This is a genomic window from Nonomuraea sp. NPDC049637 (assembly GCF_040675235.1).
GTDB lineage: Bacteria > Actinomycetota > Actinomycetes > Streptosporangiales > Streptosporangiaceae > Nonomuraea.
In genome coordinates this window covers 15,124-32,054 of sequence record NZ_JBFAOM010000072.1, presented here as the reverse complement: position 1 = coordinate 32,054, position 16,931 = coordinate 15,124, and the positions used below count along the sequence as shown (strand labels likewise).

14 protein-coding genes are annotated in these 16,931 nt (G+C 73.4%); 3 read left to right on the top strand and 11 right to left on the bottom strand.

Going from position 1 to position 16,931, the window contains the following annotated elements:
* Nucleotides 1-2,126 (bottom strand): arylsulfatase (locus AB0J71_RS46960; RefSeq protein WP_364420767.1); only part of this gene is annotated, 2,126 nt, incomplete at its 3' end.
* 110 nt (nucleotides 2,127-2,236) lie between these two features.
* Between AB0J71_RS46960 and AB0J71_RS46955 the strand changes: the two genes are divergently transcribed.
* Nucleotides 2,237-2,824, top strand: coding sequence for a TetR family transcriptional regulator (locus tag AB0J71_RS46955; RefSeq protein ID WP_364420765.1), 588 nt, complete (start codon nucleotides 2,237-2,239; stop codon nucleotides 2,822-2,824).
* On the opposite strand, the gene AB0J71_RS46950 is transcribed toward AB0J71_RS46955, so the two are convergent.
* From AB0J71_RS46950 to AB0J71_RS46925, 6 genes are all read right to left on the bottom strand, one after another.
* On the bottom strand, nucleotides 2,821-3,930 hold the full coding sequence (locus tag AB0J71_RS46950; protein WP_364420762.1) for an LLM class flavin-dependent oxidoreductase: 1,110 nt from the start codon (nucleotides 3,928-3,930) through the stop codon (nucleotides 2,821-2,823). The two genes, AB0J71_RS46955 and AB0J71_RS46950, sit on opposite strands and share 4 nt — an antisense overlap.
* A gap of 136 nt (nucleotides 3,931-4,066) precedes the next feature.
* On the bottom strand, nucleotides 4,067-6,295 hold the full coding sequence (gene katG, locus AB0J71_RS46945; RefSeq protein ID WP_364391871.1) for a catalase/peroxidase HPI: 2,229 nt from the start codon (nucleotides 6,293-6,295) through the stop codon (nucleotides 4,067-4,069).
* Nucleotides 6,296-6,329: 34 nt separating this feature from the next.
* On the bottom strand, nucleotides 6,330-6,767 hold the full coding sequence (locus AB0J71_RS46940) for a Fur family transcriptional regulator (protein WP_352327424.1): 438 nt from the start codon (nucleotides 6,765-6,767) through the stop codon (nucleotides 6,330-6,332).
* Nucleotides 6,768-6,861: 94 nt separating this feature from the next.
* Nucleotides 6,862-8,487 carry an ABC-F family ATP-binding cassette domain-containing protein gene (locus AB0J71_RS46935; protein ID WP_364420760.1) on the bottom strand — a complete coding sequence of 542 codons (1,626 nt, stop codon included), beginning with the start codon at nucleotides 8,485-8,487 and terminating at the stop codon, nucleotides 6,862-6,864.
* Between the two features lie 273 nt (nucleotides 8,488-8,760).
* Entirely contained in the window at nucleotides 8,761-9,435 is a 675-nt protein-coding gene (locus AB0J71_RS46930; protein WP_352327422.1) for an ankyrin repeat domain-containing protein, read from the bottom strand.
* A gap of 57 nt (nucleotides 9,436-9,492) precedes the next feature.
* The gene (locus AB0J71_RS46925; protein ID WP_364420758.1) at nucleotides 9,493-10,050 is read right to left on the bottom strand and encodes a heme-binding protein; all 558 of its coding nucleotides are present in this window, start codon (nucleotides 10,048-10,050) and stop codon (nucleotides 9,493-9,495) included.
* Between the two features lie 213 nt (nucleotides 10,051-10,263).
* Here AB0J71_RS46925 and AB0J71_RS46920 point away from each other — a divergent pair, with 213 nt between their 5' ends.
* Entirely contained in the window at nucleotides 10,264-11,460 is a 1,197-nt protein-coding gene (locus AB0J71_RS46920; protein ID WP_364420756.1) for a histidine kinase, read from the top strand.
* On the top strand, nucleotides 11,457-12,080 hold the full coding sequence (locus AB0J71_RS46915; RefSeq protein ID WP_364420754.1) for a response regulator transcription factor: 624 nt from the start codon (nucleotides 11,457-11,459) through the stop codon (nucleotides 12,078-12,080). The genes AB0J71_RS46920 and AB0J71_RS46915 overlap by 4 nt, the downstream gene beginning before the upstream one ends.
* Before the next feature lie 26 nt (nucleotides 12,081-12,106).
* Here the strand turns inward: AB0J71_RS46915 and AB0J71_RS46910 are convergent, their stop codons facing one another.
* From AB0J71_RS46910 to AB0J71_RS46895, 4 genes are all read right to left on the bottom strand, one after another.
* Nucleotides 12,107-13,042 (bottom strand): hypothetical protein, encoded by a 936-nt coding sequence (locus AB0J71_RS46910; protein WP_352327418.1) that lies wholly within the window; start codon nucleotides 13,040-13,042, stop codon nucleotides 12,107-12,109.
* On the bottom strand, nucleotides 13,039-14,229 hold the full coding sequence (locus tag AB0J71_RS46905; RefSeq protein ID WP_352327417.1) for an MFS transporter: 1,191 nt from the start codon (nucleotides 14,227-14,229) through the stop codon (nucleotides 13,039-13,041). Before AB0J71_RS46905 ends, AB0J71_RS46910 begins: the two co-directional genes overlap by 4 nt.
* The gene (locus tag AB0J71_RS46900) at nucleotides 14,230-15,546 is read right to left on the bottom strand and encodes a discoidin domain-containing protein (protein WP_352327416.1); all 1,317 of its coding nucleotides are present in this window, start codon (nucleotides 15,544-15,546) and stop codon (nucleotides 14,230-14,232) included. It lies immediately after the preceding gene.
* 255 nt (nucleotides 15,547-15,801) lie between these two features.
* Nucleotides 15,802-16,917, bottom strand: a complete 1,116-nt coding sequence (locus AB0J71_RS46895) for a right-handed parallel beta-helix repeat-containing protein (protein ID WP_364420752.1) — start codon at nucleotides 16,915-16,917, stop codon at nucleotides 15,802-15,804.
* Between the last annotated feature and the right edge of the window lie 14 nt (nucleotides 16,918-16,931).

The window sequence follows — 16,931 nt, the reverse complement described above, 5'->3', positions numbered from 1 at the left end:
CCGGAGACGGGCAGCCCGAGGTCGTGGCCGAGCCGCAGCCCGGCCCCGCCGTGCTGGAGCGCGACCGGCAGCAGGCCGTCGAACGCCAGGGCGCCCACCACGACCCCGCCCTGCGACAGGTGGAACGCCGAACCCGCGGGGCCCGTCGTGTGGACGACGTCCACGGACAGGCGGCCGGCGGGCAGAGGGCGGTCGGCGGTGAGCTCCAGCGGCTCCCCGGCGCGGGAGAAGGTGAAGGCCAGGCGGCCGCCGGTGACGTACAGGGCGAAGCCGCCGTTCCAGTCGCCCAGCGCGAACAGCACGCCCTCGGGCTCCCGGTCCGCCTCGATCTCGGCCGTCCAGCGGAAGCCGCCGAACAGCAGCGGCAGCGACTCGTCGCACACGGGCGAGGCCCCGGGCCGGAACGTGCGGTCGTCGCCGGGGGGCCAGGCCGGCCCGATGAGCGCGCCGAAGCGGGCCACGAGGTCGTCGTACAGCGGCAGGACGTTGTTGCGCCCGGCCTCCCGGTCCCACAACCGCCGCAGCTCGGCGACCACCTCCGGATGCCCGGCGGACACGTCGGCCGCCTCGGAGAAGTCGGCCGCCAGGTCGAACAGCGCCCAGTGGTCGGCGTCGAGGTCGCGGCTGCCGGTGAGCAGGTCCTCCTCGTCCAGGACGCCCGTGGACACGTGGTCGGTGGTGACCTTCCAGCGGCCGTGGATGAGGGCTCGCGAGCCCAGCATCTCGAAGTACTGGGTGGTGCGCGGCGCGGGCGCCCCGGGGTCGCCGAAGGTGGCCAGGAAGCTGGCCCCGTCGATCGGCTGCTGCTCGATCCCGTCCACGACGTCGGGCGCCCGGACGCCGATCGCGTCCAGCAGGGTCGGGAACAGGTCGTTGACGTGCACGATCTGGTCGCGCACCGCGCCGCCGCCGCCGATCCCGGCCGGCCAGTGGACGATGAGCGGCGTACGGGTGCCGCCGAGCCAGGTGTAGCGCTTCCACAGCCGGAACGGCGTGTTCCCGGCCCACGCCCAGCCCCACGCGTAGTGGTTGTAGGTGCGCGGTCCGCCCCAGTCGTCGTGGTGGGCCAGGTTGTCCTGCGGGGACTCGCGGATGCCGGCGGAGAAGCGGTGCTCGTTGACGCTGCCGTCCACGCCGCCCTCGGCGCTGGCGCCGTTGTCGGAGAAGATCACGACGATGGTGTCGTCGAGCCGCCCGGTCTCCTCCAGGTGGGCGACCAGCCGGCCGAGCTGGGCGTCGGCGTGGGTGAGGAAGCCCGCGAAGACCTCCTGCTGGCGGGCGTACAGGCGGCGGCGCTCGGCGGTGAGGCCGTCCCAGGCGGGCACCCAGTCCGGGCGCGGGGTGAGCACGGTGCCGGGCGGGACGACGCCCGTCCCGGTCTGGCGCCGGAAGATCTCCTCCCGCCAGGCGTCCCACCCCTGGTCGAAGCGGCCCCGGTAGGGCCGGCTCCACTCGGGCGCGACGTGGTGCGGGGAGTGCGTGGCGCCGAGGCCGAGGTAGAGGAAGAACGGTTTGCCGGGGGCGGCGTGGCGCTGGTCGTCGAGGTGCCGGACGGCCTGCGTGACGAGGTCCTCGGTGAGGTGGTAGCCCTCCTCGGGGGTGGCGGGCGGTTCCACGTAGTGGTTGTCCCGGACGAGGTTGGGCGCGTAGTGGTTGGTGTCGCCCTGCAGGAAGCCGTAGTAGCGCTCGAAGCCCTGGCCGAGCGGCCAGTGGCCGAACGGGCCGGCGGCCGAGCGCTCGTAGCGCGGCGTGAGGTGCCACTTGCCGATGGCGATGGTGGAGTAGCCGTGGTCGCGCAGGATCCGCGGCAGGGGCGCGGCCGAGCGCGGGATGCGGGCGGTGTAGCCGGGGTGGTCGAGCGGGAGGTCGGCGAGGAAGCCCATGCCGACGGCGTGGTGGTTGCGCCCGGTGAGGAAGCAGGCGCGCGACGGCGAGCACAGCGCGGTCACGTGGAACCGGTTGTAGCGCAGGCCGCCGGTCGCGAGCCGGTCGATGTGCGGCGTGGCGATGCCGGAGCCGAAGCAGCCGAGCTGGGCGAAGCCGGTGTCGTCCAGGACGACGGCGAGGACGTTCGGAGCGTGCTCCGGCGGGCGGCCGGCCCGGCGGAAGATCGGTTCTGCGGTCACGGCGAGGCTCCTGCCAGGAGAGGCGTACGGTCTTGGACAGCAGACGGCACGAGAGTAAGACAGAGCGTCTTAATCCGCGACGATACCTCGGTGATCCGGAAAAGGTGGGAATGCAGGCCAAAGAGAAGATTCTCCTGGCGGCCGAACGGCTCTTCGCCGAGCGCGGCCTCGACGTCTCGCTCCGGGAGATCGCCGTCACGGCCGGGCAGGGCAACCATTCGGCCGTCCAGTACCACTTCGACGGCAAGGCCGGCCTGATCGACGCCCTGTACGCCCACCGCATGACCCCCCTCAACGAGCGCCGCCGCGAGCTGATCGGCGACCTGCGCGCCCGCGGCCTGGAGGAGGACCTTCCCGCCCTGGTCGAGGCGTATCTGGCGCCGCTGGCCGAGCACGTGCTCGGCCACCCGGGCACGAGCTGGTACCTGCGCTTCACCAGCCGTTACGTGTTGTCCGGCGGCTACCGCTCCTGGCCCTACTCCAGCGACCACCATCCCGGGGTCGCCGAGCTGGCCGCCCTGCTGCGGCGGCGGCTGCCCGGCCTGACGCGCGAGCGCCTGCGGGTGCTCAACCTGCACGTCGTCGTGGTGCTGGCCGACCTGGAGCAGCGCCTGGGCGACCCCGCCTTCGACGCCGCGCGGGCGACGGCGGCCGTCGCCGACCTGCGCGTCACCGCACAGGCCCTGCTCACCGCCTAACGGCCGGAGGCGAGGGCAGACGCAGGTTCGCGGGCCGGTTCGCGGGCCAGGCGGGGCAGCACGTACTCGCCCACCCGGTAGGCCTCCTCCAGGTGCGGCCAGCCCGACAGGACGAACTCCGTCACCCCCGTGGCGGCGTACTCCCGCAGCAGGGTGACGACCTCGTCGTACGAGCCGACCAGGGCCGTGCCCGCGCCCTCGCGCACCAGCCCGACCCCGGCCCACAGGCCCGGATGGATCTCCAGGTCGCGGGTGCCGCCGGCGTGCAGGTCCACCATGCGGCGCTGGCCGACGGAGTCGTAGCGGGCGAAACGCCGCTGGGCCTCGGCGATGCGGCCCGGGTCCATGCCCGCGAGCAGCCGGTCGGCCTCGGCCCAGGCGGCTTCGTTCGTGTCGCGGGCGATGACGTGCACGCGCAGGCCGTACCGGAGCTCGCGGCCCAGCGGCGCGGCCAGGGCGCGCAGCCGGGCGACGCGTTCGGCGACCGCCGCGGGCGGCTCGCCCCACATGAGCACGACGTCGGCGTGGCGGGCGGCGACCTGCTCGGCGGCCGGGGAGGCGCCGCCGAAGTAGAGCGGCGGCCTCGGGTCAAGCGGCCCGGCCAGTCCGCCGCCCTCGACCCGGTAGTGCTCGCCGTGGTGGTCGAACGGCACGCCGTCCCAGGAGCGGCGGAGCACGTGCAGGAACTCGGCGGTCCTGGCGTAGCGGGCGTCGTGGTCCAGGAAGTCGCCGTAGGCGCGCTGCTCGACGGGGTCGCCGCCGGTGACGACGTTGAGCAGCAGCCGGCCGCCGGAGATCTCCTGGAAGGCCGCGGCCTGCTGGGCGAGCAGGGTGGGCAGCGCGTAGCCGGTGCGGAAGGCGACCAGCGTCCTGAGCCGGTCGGTGTGCTGGGCCAGGGCCGCGCACACGATCCACGGGTCGGGGCAGCCGGCGCCGACAGGGGTGAGCGCGCCCTCGAACCCGGCCTGCTCGGCGGCCCTGGCGACCTGCGTCAGGTAGCCGAGCGTGGCGGGGCGGGCGGCCGGACGGAAGGCGTCGGTGGTGGTGATGGCCGAGCGCACGTCGTGGCCGTCACCGGTCGTCGGCAGGAACCAGTGGAAACGCATCAGGGCTCCTCGTAGGCGACTTATCCCGTAAAAGCGACTTGTTTAGTATGAAAACGGTAAGGGATCCCCCACCACCGCGCAAGTCTCCGGGCACGCGGAACGCCCGGGGCGGCCGCCCCGGGCGTTCCGGTCAGGCTCAGGCCAGGTCGAACCGGTCGAGGTTCATGACCTTGTCCCACGCCGCGACGAAGTCACGGACGAACTTCTCCTTGGCGTCGTCGCTGGCGTAGACCTCGGCGACCGCGCGCAGCTCGGAGTTCGCCCCGAAGACGAGGTCGGCGCGGGTGCCGGTCCACCGCACCTCGCCGGTGGCGGCGTCGCGCCCCTCGAAGACGTTGGCGTCCTCGGTCGAGTGCCACGTCGTGCCCAGGTCGAGCAGGTTGACGAAGAAGTCGTTGGTCAGCCTCCCCGGGGTCGTGGTGAGGACGCCGAGCGTCGACTGCCGGTGGTTGGCGCCAAGCACCCGCAGGCCGCCCACCAGGACGGTCATCTCCGGCGCGCTCAGCGTCAGCAGGTTGGCCCGGTCGAGCAGCAGGTACTCGGCCGGCAGGCGGTTGCCCTTGCCGAGGTAGTTGCGGAACCCGTCGGCGACCGGCTCCAGCGCGGCGAACGACTCCACGTCGGTCTGCTCCTGCGTGGCGTCCGCGCGTCCCGGCGTGAAGGGCACCTGGACGTCGAAGCCGGCCTCCTTGGCGGCCCGCTCGACGCCCGCGCACCCGGCCAGCACGATCAGGTCGGCCAGCGAGATCTGCTTGCCGCCGGTCTGGGCGCCGTTGAACGCCTTCTGGACGCCCTCCAGGGTGCCCAGCACGGTCGCCAGCCGGTCGGGGTCGTTGACCTCCCACGCGCTCTGCGGCTGCAGCCGGATGCGCGCGCCGTCGGCGCCGCCGCGCTTGTCGCTGCCGCGGAAGGAGGAGGCCGAGGCCCACGCGGTGGACACCAGCTCCGACACCGACAGCCCCGTGGCCAGGATCTGCTCCTTGAGGGCGGCGACGTCGGCCGCGTCTACGAGCTCGTGCGTCACCGGGGGCAGCGGGTCCTGCCACAGCAGCGTCTCGGCCGGGACCTCCGGGCCGAGGTAGCGGGCGCGCGGGCCCATGTCGCGGTGGGTGAGCTTGTACCAGGCGCGGGCGAAGGCGTCGGCGAGTTCGTCGGGGTGCTCCAGCCAGCGGCGGGTGATCTGCTCGTAGATCGGGTCCACGCGCAGGGCCAGGTCGGTCGTCAGCATCGTCGGGGCGTGCCGCTTGGCCGGGTCGTGGGCGTCGGGCACGGTGCCGGCGCCGGCGCCGTCCTTCGGCCGCCACTGGTTGGCTCCGGCGGGGCTCTTGAACAGCTCCCACTCGTAGCCGTAGAGGATCTCCAGGAAGCTGTTGTCCCAGGTCGTGGGGGTGTTCGTCCAGATGCCCTCGAGGCCGCTGGTGATGGCGTCGCCGCCCTTGCCGGTGCCGAAGCTGTTGCGCCAGCCGAGGCCCATCTGCTCGATCGGGGCGGCCTCGGGGTCGGGGCCGACGTGGTCGGCCGGGCCCGCGCCGTGGGTCTTGCCGAAGGTGTGACCGCCCACGATCAGAGCGGCGGTCTCCTCGTCGTTCATCGCCATGCGGCGGAAGGTCTCGCGGATGTCGCGGGCCGCCGCCAGCGGGTCGGGGTTGCCGTTGGGGCCCTCGGGGTTGACGTAGATGAGGCCCATCTGGACCGCGGCCAGCGGGTTCTCCAGCTCGCGGTCACCGGTGTAGCGCTGGTCGCCGAGCCAGGTGGACTCCGGGCCCCAGTAGACGTCCTCGTCGGGCTCCCAGGCGTCCACGCGGCCGCCGGCGTAGCCGAAGGTCTTGAAGCCCATCGACTCCAGGGCCACGTTGCCGGTGAGGATCAGCAGGTCGGCCCAGGAGATCTTGCGGCCGTACTTCTTCTTGACCGGCCAGAGCAGGCGGCGGGCCTTGTCCAGGTTGCCGTTGTCGGGCCAGCTGTTGAGCGGCGCGAAGCGCTGCTGCCCGGACCCGGCGCCGCCGCGTCCGTCGCTGATGCGGTACGTGCCCGCGCTGTGCCAGGCCATCCGGATCATGAACGGGCCGTAGTGGCCGAAGTCGGCCGGCCACCAGTCCTGCGAGGTCGTCAGCACCTCGGCGATGTCCCGCTTGACGGCCGCGAGGTCGAGGGTCTTGAACTCCGCGGCGTAGTCGAAGCCCTCGCCGAACGGGTTGGCCACGGCCGGGTTCTTGGCCAGGATCTTGACGTTGAGCCGCTCCGGCCACCACTGGCGGTTGCCGCCGCCCTGGGTCGGGTGCGGGGCGCGCTCGTGCGCGACCGGACAGCCGCCCGAGTCCTCCGACTTGGCGTCTGTGACGATCGCATCATGGTTCTCAGACATGGGAATCCTTCCGGACGAGGCGGAATCTGGGTGCTCAGGAACTGCTGCCGGTGGAGCAGGCGGGGCACAGGCCCCAATAGATGACCTCGGCCTCGTCGATGGCGAAGCCGCGGTCGTCGGAGGCGGTCAGGCAGGGGGCGTGGCCGACGGCGCAGTCGACGTCGGCCACGGCGCCGCAGGACCGGCACACGAGATGGTGGTGGTTGTCCCCGACGCGGCCCTCGTACAGGGCCGAGCTGCCCGGGGGGTCGAGGCGGCGGACGAGCCCCGCGGCGGCGAGCGCGTGGAGGGCGTCGTACACGGCCTGCAACGAGATATGACCCACGCGCTCGCGCACCCCGGAGGCGATCGCCTCGACCCCGAGGTGGTCGCCCTCCCGGACGGTCTCGAGCAGCGCGACCCGGGCGGCGGTCACCCGCAGCCCGGCGCCGCGCAGCTCCTCGGCGGTCGTCGGAGCCTTCGATGCGGTCATAGCCGCCAAACCTACCTATACAAACCTGAATGACACAAGAGAACGAACCATCCAAGTTTAGTAATATGTCCGGAAATAGCCCCCAGGGGCGGCGTCACCCCGCGTCCGGCCCGCCGCCCTCCAGCAGCCGCCCGCCGGACAGCTCCAGCCTGCGGTCCACCCGGATCTCCGCCAGGAACCGCTCGTCGTGGCTGACCACCACGAACGCCCCCTCGTACGCGCCGAGCGCGCTCTCCAGCTGGCCCACGCTGACCAGGTCGAGGTTGTTGGTCGGCTCGTCCAGCAGCAGCAGCTGGGGCGCCGGCTCCGCGCACAACACGCAGGCCAGCGTGGCGCGCAGCCGTTCGCCGCCCGACAGCACACCTACCCGCAGATGGGCCCGGGCTCCCCGGAACAGGAAGCGGGCCAGCAGGTTCATCCGCTCGGCGGCGGGCATCGCGGGGGCGAAGGCGGCCAGGTTCTCGGCCACGGTGAGCTCGTCGTCGAGCAGGTCGAGCCGCTGCGACAGGTAGGCCACCCGGCCGTCGGCCCGCCTGGCGGCGCCGCCGTCGGGCTCCAGGTCGCCGGTGATCAGGCGCAGCAGGGTGGACTTGCCCGCGCCGTTGGGTCCGGTCAGCGCGATGCGCTCGGGCCCGCGCACGACCAGGTCGATGCCGGGCTCGGCGAACAGGCCGCGGGCCATGAGGTGCTCGCCCTGGAAGACCGTGCGCCCGGCGGGCACGTTGGTGCCCGGCAGCTGCAGGGAGATGCGCTGGTCGTCGCGCAGGGCGCGGCCCGCCTCGTCGAGCCGGGCCTTGGCGTCGCTGACGCGGGCGGCGTGCGTCTGGCCCGCCCGGCCGGCCGACTCCTGGGCGCCGCGCTTCATGTTCCCGGCGAAGATGCGCGGCAGGCCGGCGTTCTTCAGGTTGCGGGCGGCGTTGCCGGCCCTGCGCTCGGCGCGCTCGCGGGCCTGCTGCATCTCCCGCTTCTCGCGCTTGAGCTCCTGCTCGGCCGTGCGCACGTTGCGCTCGGCGGCCTCCTGCTCGGTGCGTACGGCCTCCTCGTAGGCGGTGAAGTCGCCACCGTAGAAGCGCACCTCGCCCCGGTCGAGCTCGGCGATGCGGTCCATGCGGTCGAGCAGGGCACGGTCGTGGCTGACCACGAGCAGGCAGCCCTTCCAGTCGCCGAGCACGGCGTGCAGCCGGTGTCGGGCGTCGAGGTCGAGGTTGTTGGTGGGCTCGTCGAGCAGCAGCACGTCGGGCCGCCGGAGCAGCTGCGCGGCCAGGCCGAGCGAGACGATCTGCCCGCCGCTCAGCGTGCGCAGGGTGCGGGCGAAGCCGAGGTGGCCGAGCCCGAGCCGGTCGAGCTGGGCACGGGTGCGCTCCTCGATGTCCCAGTCGTTGCCGATGGTGGTGAAGTGCTCCTCGGCGGTGTCGCCCGCCTCGATGGCGTTGAGCGCGGCGATGACCGGAGCGATGCCCAGGACCTCGGCCACGGTCAGGTCGCCGGCCAGCGGCAGGCTCTGCGGCAGGTAGCCGAGCACGCCGTTGACGGACACGCCGCCCGAGCGCGGCCGGTACTCCCCGGCGATCAGCTTGAGCAGCGTGCTCTTGCCGGCGCCGTTGGGCGCGACCAGGCCGGTACGGCCGCCGGGCACGCTGAAGGACAGGTCGCTGAAGACGGGGGTGTCGTCAGGCCAGGAGAAGGACAGGTTGGAGCAGACGATGAACGCGTCGGACATGTGAAGAAGACCTCGACGGAGAACGCGGGCATGCCGAAGCCGCCCGGTGAAAGGACAGGGATTCGGGAAACGACGAACACGGCCACACCGGCGGCGCTCACGCGCTCACGCCGGGGCCGATCGACCTCCGGTATCACCCGGAGATGTCGTCGTCACCTGCCATGTCTGGTCTCCTAGCTGAGGATCACAAGCATTTCACACCATAGCAGGCGCCCACCGTGCTCCGAACGCCTGCCTCCCGCACGGCCACCGAGGCCGCACCCCCGCCGTGTGTCAGTGGGCTCCGGCCGCGCGGAGCAGGGCGGCCACTTGCCGCTGGCCCTTGGCCACGGCGTGGGCGAGCGGCGTGACGCCGTCGCGGTCGGCCAGGTCGACGTCGGCGCCCGCGGCGATGAGCAGCCGCACGACCTCCTGGTGGCGCTCGCCGCCGTCGCCCAGGATGACCGCCTCCAGCAGGCCCGTCCAGCCCAGGTCGTTGACGTGGTCGACGTCGATGCCGGTCTTCAGCACCTCGCGCACGTACTCGACGTGCCCGCGCTCGCAGGCCGGGATGAGGGAGACGCCTCCGTACCGGTTGCGCCTGGTCAGGTCGGGCCCGGCGGGCAGCAGCGCCTTGAGCATCGCCACGCTCCCGGTGACGCCGGTGACCAGCCAGGGGGTGTCCTGCCTGGCGTCCTGGGCGTCGGGGTCGGCGCCCGCCGCGACGAGCACCTTGGCCACCTCGACGTGGTCGGCCGCCGCCGCCAGCAGCAGGGCCGTACGGCGTTGCCCGTCGCGGGCCTCGACGTCGGCCCCGGCGCCGAGCGCGTCCCGGACGGCGGCGGCGTCCCCGCGCGCGGCCCCCGCCAGCAGTTCCTCGTCGGCCATTCCCGCTCCCTTCACCTCGCGCCCGCCGCAGGCGGCGAGCATCAGACCGAGTCCCCAGGTCAGGATGGCTCGGCGGTTCATCCCCTCATCCTTCCGTCCGCCCGCCCCCGGCGGCGCGCCGGGGGCCGGTCCAGCCGGTCAGCGAAGCTGCCCGGCCACCGCCTTGAGGCCCGCCTGGGCGATGGACTCGTCGATGTCGCCGCTGGGGGCGCCGCCGACGCCGATGCCCGCGATCGGGGCGCCGCCCGAGGCGACCGGCACGCCGCCGCCGAGGAAGAGGGTGCCCGGGATGTCGGCGATGGACGGCCCGCCGCCGTTGACGCCCTTGCCCAGCTCGGACGTCGTCCGGCCGAAGGAGACCGCGGTGAACGCCTTGCGCCGGGCCGACTCCTCGGTCTGCGGGCCCGCGCCGTCGCCCTTGAGCACCAGCCGGGTCGCGCCGGACCGGTCGACGATCACGACGGTGACGCGCTGCTTCTGCTTGACGGCCTCCTTCAGGGCGGCGTCGGCGATCTTCAGCGCGGCGTCCGCGGAGAGCACGCCGGTCTGCACGACGGGCTCGGCCGCGGCGACCCGGGCGACGCGAGCGCTGTGGGCGGCGTCGGCGGCCTGGGCGGGCGAGGTGGCGGCGACGGCGCCGGCCAGCACGGCCAGCCCCGACAGCGAGCCGGCGACCAGGCGAGTACGGATGTTCATGGCTTTCTCCAGTTCGTCAGGGCGAAGTCGGACACCTCGTCGGACACCTCCAGGTTTCCGGCCGGACCGCCGCGGGCCATCGGGAGCACGGGCGATCCCCGCGCGCCGAGCGGTCGAGGGCCGGGTCAACCGATCGGTTGATGCGCCGCCGCCCTGGTGGGGGCCATTGTCGGGCAGGGGATAGTGTCGAAGGGCGCGGCGACGGGGAGGGCCATGAGGGAGCGCACCTGGCTCAACTGGGCCATGCACGTCGGCTTCTACCTGCTGCTCGCCGCCTCGGCCCTGCGGCTGGTGTCCCGTCACGGCATGAGCGCCCAGACGGTGACGTCGCTGGCCGTCTGCGGCCTGCTCGCGCTGGCGTACGCGGCCGGGATCGTCTGGTGGAACCGGCTGGGCCGGCAGGGGCGGCTGGTCTGGCTGGGCGGCGTGGCGGCGGGGTGGCTGGCGCTGGTGGTGCTGGCACCGTCGTTCAGCTGGTGCGCGGTCCCCCTGCTCTTCCTGTGCCTGCGGCTGCTCAACGCGCGCGGCTTCGCGGTGGCCGCCGCGGCGCTGACCCTGGTGGTGATCGTGGCCCAGCTGGAGATCGCCCGCGAGCTCGACGTCAGCCTGATCCTCGCGCCGGTCGGCATCGCGGCCATGACGGCGGTGATCTTCGGGGAGCTGCAACGTGAGAGCGCGGCCCGGCAGCTGCTCATCGACGACCTGATCAGCACGCGCGGCACGCTGGCCGACTCCCGCCACCGCACCGGCGTCCTGGAGGAGCGCGAACGGCTGGCCAGGGAGATCCACGACACCCTCGCCCAGGGCCTGACCAGCATGGGCCTGCTGCTCCAGGCCGCCGACCGCATGTGGGCCACCGACCCGGCCCAGGCCCGCGCCCACGTACGGCGGGCCGCCGCGGCCGCCGCCGACAACCTGGCCGAGGCGCGGCGGTTCGTCCGCGACCTCCAGCCGCCCGGCCTGGTGGACGTCACGCTGCCCGAGGCTCTCGCCCGGCTCTGCGCGGACGCCGGCCAGACCGGACCGCAGGTGCGCTTCCGGCTGGCGGGCGAGGAGTACCCGCTGGCGCCGGAGGTGCAGGCGGCGCTGCTGCGGGTGGCGCAGGCGGCGCTGGCCAACGTACGCGACCACGCCGCCCCGGCGGCGGACCCGGCGGCCGGGGTGACGGTCACTGTGACGCTGTCCTACCTCGACGGCGAGGTGACGCTCGACGTGTTCGACGACGGCGTCGGATTCGCCGAGCCGGCCCCCGCTCCCGGCCGCGGCTACGGGCTGCGGGCGATGCGCGACCGGCTGGCGGAGGTGCACGGCGTCCTGGTGGTGGAGAGCGCGCCCGGCGAGGGCACGGCGGTCGCGGCCCGGGTGCCCGCCGGGTGGCCGCCGCGGGCACTGGACGGCGGTGGGGCATGAGGTTGTTCCTGGTCGACGACCATCCGGTGGTCCGGGCCGGGCTGGTGGCGCTGCTCGGCGGCGAGCCCGACATGGAGATCGTCGGCGAGGCGGCCGACGGGGCCGAGGCGTTGCGCAGCATCGCCGCCCGCTCCCCCGACGTCGTCCTCATGGACCTGCAGCTCGGCGAGGGCGTCGACGGCGTGGAGGTCACCCGGCGGGTCCGCGGGCTGCCCGCGCCGCCGCAGGTGCTGGTGCTGACGACGTACGAGAGCGACGCCGACATCATGCGTGCCGTCGACGCGGGGGCCATCGGCTACCTGCTCAAGGCGTGCCCGCCGGAGGAGCTGTTCCAGGGCATCCGGGCCGCGGCCAGGGGCGAGAGCGTGTTGTCGGCCAAGGTGGCGACCCGGATGATGCGGCGCATGCGCGAGCCGGGCCCGGCGCTGAGCGCCCGCGAGGTCGAGCTGCTGGAGCTGCTGGCCAGCGGGGCGAGCAACCGGGAGATCGCCCGGCGGCTCTACATCACCGAGGCGACGGTCAAGACCCATCTGGTGCACATCTACGACAAGCTCGGCGTGGACACGCGCACGGCCGCGGTCACGGCCGCGGTAGAGCGGCGTCTCATCCGGCTCCCCTGACCGCGCCCCGAAGGCAGGCGGTCGCGTCAGCGGACGGCCGCGGGGGAGCTCGCGCCGGGGATCAGCCGCCGGGGCGGGCCGCCGCCGACGTCGGCCGCCCACACGTCGCCGTCCTTGGCGTACATGACCGTTCGGTCGTCCAGCCAGGCGGCCTGGTCGTCGATGCTGGCCCGCTCCCCCAGCGGGCTCTCCCGCATGGTGGCCAGGTCCAGCAGGTGCAGCCGCCATGGGCCCGGCGAGACACGTTTCTTGAACACCAGCCGCGTCCCGTCCGGCGACAGGGACGGGCACTCGGCGTTCTCCCTGAGCGCCCGCGCCCGCCAGGCCCCGAAGTCGCCCTCCACCAGGTACGTTTTGCCCTTGGTCGAGACGGTCGCGTAGAAGCGGTTGTCGTCGGCGGCGAACGTGACCCCCCAGTAGTTGACGTCGGCCGAGTGGTAGCGGCGGCCGTCGAGGTAGAGCGGGATGTCCTCCATGTTGGTGACGAGGTAGCCGGTCCGGGTGTCGAGGATGCCGGTCCAGGTGGAGAAGCCGCCGGTGCTGTAGGAGTCGCCGGTGACGAACACCGTCCAGGAGGCCATCCGGCCGCTGGCCGACACGCGGGCCCGGCTCGGGACGCCGGCCAGGTTGATCCGGCGGGTCTCCTTGAGCGACCGGTCCAGGACGAGCGCCTCGGTCTTCGGCAGCGGGCCGGGCCGGGTGACCAGGCAGAGGGTGGTGCCGTTCGCCGTGTAGAAGCGGTCGCAGGCCCGGGAGCTGACCCGCGGCGGCGCGCCCGGGTCGGCGAGCGGCACGGAGGCGACGCGTCCGCCGCTGCGCACCAGCACCCGGCCCGGCTCGCCGGTGTCGAACCCCGCGACGGCGGGCCCGGCCTGCCGCGAGGACGCCGCCCAGGTGGCGTACGCGGTCGCGCCGCCCGCCAGCAGGACCACCGCGGCGAGGAGTACGAGCACCCGTCTCATGGACGACCTCCTTGTGATCGCAGCGCCCGCCAGGCGATCGCGGACGCCGTCACCAGCCCCGCGGCCATCACCGCCAGCGCCGGCCCCTCCCCCGTCCCGGCCCACAGCAGGCCGAACAGGATGGACGACACCATCCGGGCCGTGGCCTGCCCGGTCTGCAGCAGCGCCAGCCCGCCGGTGCGCGCGCTCTCCGGCAACATCGGCCCGGTCAGGGCCATCAGCACGCCGTCGGTGGCGGCGTAGAACAGGCCGTGCAGCAGCAGCGCGGGCACAAGCCAGGCCGGGCCCATCAGCACCAGGTAGACCGCGAGCAGCGCCACGTGCCCGGCGACGAACACCGTCGCGCGCCCGAACCGGTCCGCCAGCCTGCCGAGCGGCACCGCCAGCAGCAGGTACGCGCCCGCCGTGCCGAGCGGCAGCAGCGGGAACAGCTCGGGCGCGATCGCCAGCCGCCGCTGCAGCACGAGGTAGACGAACGAGTCGCTGACCGTGACCAGGCCGAGCGCCACCGCCACCAGGCAGGCCCGGCGGAACCCGGGCTCCCGTGTCACCGCCGCCCGCAGCCGGACGCGGGCGGTCAGCGGGCCGCGCCGGTCCCGTACGTACAGGACCAGCAGCAGCACGGCCAGCGCGGCCACGCAGAAGCTGGTCACGAACACCGCGTCGTAGGCGCCGGCCGTCGCCGTCAGCACCGCGAAGGCGGCCAGCGGCCCGAGGAAGGCGCCCACGGTGTCCATCGCCCGGTGCACCCCGAACGCGCCGCCCAACCGGTCGGGCGGGGCGCTCAGGGTGATGAGGGCGTCCCGGGGCGCGGTGCGCAGCCCCTTGCCGGTGCGGTCGGCGGCCAGCACCAGGCCGAGCGCGGCGGCCGACCCGCCGGCCGCGAGCAGGCCCAGCTTGCACACGGCCGAGAGGCCGTACCCGAGCCCGGCGACCAGCTTGCGGCGGCTCCACCGGTCGGCGGCGTGCCCGCCGGCCAGCCTGACCAGCGCGGTGACCCCGAAGTACAGGCCGTCCAGCAGCCCGAACTGCACCAGGCTGAGCCCGAGCGCGCCCACCAGGTACAGCGGCAGCACCGCGGTGACCATCTCCGACGAGACGTCCGTGACCAGGCTGACCAGGCCGAGCGCCACCACGTTGGCGGGCACCGCCCTGGTCAGCCGGGTGCCGAGAAGCGAGATGTACATCTAGTGGCAGGAGTAGGTCGGGCTGGTGTCCTTGACCGAGCCGTCGGTCCCGATCAGCTGCCAGCCGAACGTGCTGCCGGTGAAGGTCAGCTTCAGCACGCCGAACGTGCCGCTCAGCCGCTTCTGGCTGTTGGGCTGCACGTTCTCGATCTGGTACGGCGACGCGCCGCCCATCCCGCCGAGCACCTCGACGATGCCCTTCGCGGTGTCGGCCTGGGCGCTGGGGTTCTGCGGCCCGAACCGCTCGTAGTGGTGGTCGTGCCCGTTGAGCACGAACTCGGCGCCGGCCGCGTACAGGGCCTGCCACACGGGCTTGGAGACGGGGTCGTTGCCGTGCTCGCCGGAGCTGAACAGCGGGTGGTGCCAGTACGCGGCCACGCACGGCTTGGTGGTCGCGGCCAGGTCGCTCTTGAGCCAGGTGAGCTGGGCGGACTGGTCGAAGTGGTTGGAGTCGAGCGCGACGAAGTGCCAGTTGCCCCGGTCGTAGCTGTAGTAGCTCTTGCCCTGCGGGAAGGCGATGGCGCCGAAGTAGGACTTGTAGCCGGCCTCGGACCCGGCCGGGTCGTAGGTCTCGTGGTTGCCGGGGACCGGGCGGGTCTTGGCCTTGAACCTGCCCCACGTCTTGTCGTAGTAGTTGCGGAAGTCCGACAGCAGGGCGTCGTCGTACTGGTTGTCGCCCATGGTGATGACGAACTCGGGGTTCATCGACTCGACCAGGGCGGCCGTCTTCGGGTGCACGCAGGAGGAGGAGCTCGCAGTGCACTGCTCGGCGATGTCACCGGCGGCGGCCACCACGAACGTGTCGCCCGGCGGGTCGGTCGGCTGGGTGCCGCCGCCGTAGACCTGCATCTCCCACAGGGAGTAGCCGTAGTCGGTGCCGCGCGCGGTCCCGTACATGCGGACGTAGCGGCCGGTGCCGGTCACGGTGAGGTCGTCCACGTCGCCGTCGCCGGCGGTGGTGGAGTAGACGTCGGTCCAGGTGCTCCCGTCCGGGGAGGTCTGGATCTTGTACGACGTGGCGTAGGCGTCCTCCCAGGTCAGCTTGACCCGGGTGATCTGCTGGGACGCGCCGAGATCGACGCGCAGCCATTCGGGGTCGTGGCCTTCGGCAGAGGCCCACCGGGTGCCGGTGAGGTCGCCGTCGAAGGCCTTGGCGGCGGCGTAGGAGGTGGCTTCCTTGGAGGAGGAGGTGGCGGGCTTGCCCTGTGACAGCAGCGTCTCGGCGGTGCCGGCCGAGGCGTTGGCGGCCACGAGCAGGCCGGCCACCAGGCCGATCACGGCCATGACGGCCGTGGCGGCCAGGCGGACTCTGGACATGGCGATTCTCCTGGGGGTGAGAGATCGGAGCACGGTCCGGTGGGCGGCCGGGGCAGGAGGTCTTTCGCTGAGCGCGTCACATCCTGGGAGAGGAAGCCGCGCCGAGCCGCTTACCGGGATCGTGGCGCAGGGCGCTGAGGGCTGTCAATGAAGTTAGGAAGGTTTCTTAACCCCGTTGGGCGGGGTTCACCCGGGCGGCGCACGGCACGGCGAGGGCGCCGCCCGGAGGCCGGGCGGCTGCTCCCGAGCGGGCCGTCAGCCCGGGGTCACGGGGACGTTCGTCAGCCCGCGGGTGGCGCCGGTGACGGTGTTGGAGGAGCGCACGACGTTGGGGTCGGCCGCGCATTTCGACGTCGAGGTGATCTTGACGGCGTACGCGCCGACGCCGCCGAGATCGGACCGGTTGCCGCGCCAGACGTTCCCGCAGCCGTTGAGGAAGGACGGCGTCGTGACCGGATTGTGCGTCTCGTAGCCGTTGGCGAAGGTGCCGGGCGGGGCGAACGTGCCGGTGTTGTTCTCGATCGTGTAGCCGGAGCCCTTGACGTCCACCCAGGAGTCGGCGGAGTTCTGGCCGCTGACGCCGGTGCCGTCGAAGGTGTTGCCGCTGATCAGGCCGCCGCTGGTGCCCTCCTTGACGTCGATGTGCTCGGCGGCGACGTACGGGCCGATCGTGTTCCCGACGACCTGGACGCGGTCCGAGCGGTCCGCGCCGCCGGTGTTGCCGTGACAGCCCCAGTTGGAGCCGGCCGAGCCGAGGTAGACGCCCTCGCCGTAGCCGGGCTGGAGGAGGCCGGTGTGGGTGATGCGGGAGTTCCGCAGCACGCCGTCGGACGAGCTGCGCCGGAAGTGCACGCCTTCGTCCTCGACGTGGTGCACGTACACGCCGTCGATCACCACGTGCGGGGAGGCGTCCAGGACGACGCCCTTCTTGGAGTCCTTGACGGTGAACCCGGTGAGCCGCCAGTACGGCGCCTCGTACAGCCACAGCCCGTACCCGGAGTCCCAGCCGCCGCCCGGCGCGGGGCAGGACGGCGCGACGCCGGAGGGGCCGTCGTTGACCAGGACGGCGTCCGCCGGTCCGGTCAGCGTGATCGGGGCGGCGGACGTCCCGGGTCGCCGGGCGACGAAGGCGCCGTGGTACTCGCCGGGTGCGAGCCTGATGGTCTGCCCGGGAACCGCCGCGGCCAGCGCGCCGGCGAGCTGGGCCGCCGTGGCCACCTCGACCACCTCGACCACCTCGACCACCTCGGCCGCCTCGCCCACCTTCGCCACTCCGGCCACCCCGGCACCGGTCTCTCCGGCGGCCGGCAGCGCGGCGGCCGGGGTGGAGAGCAGGAGGGGCAGGAGCCCGGTCAGCAGGGCCCGTCTCATGGGGTTCCTCCCTT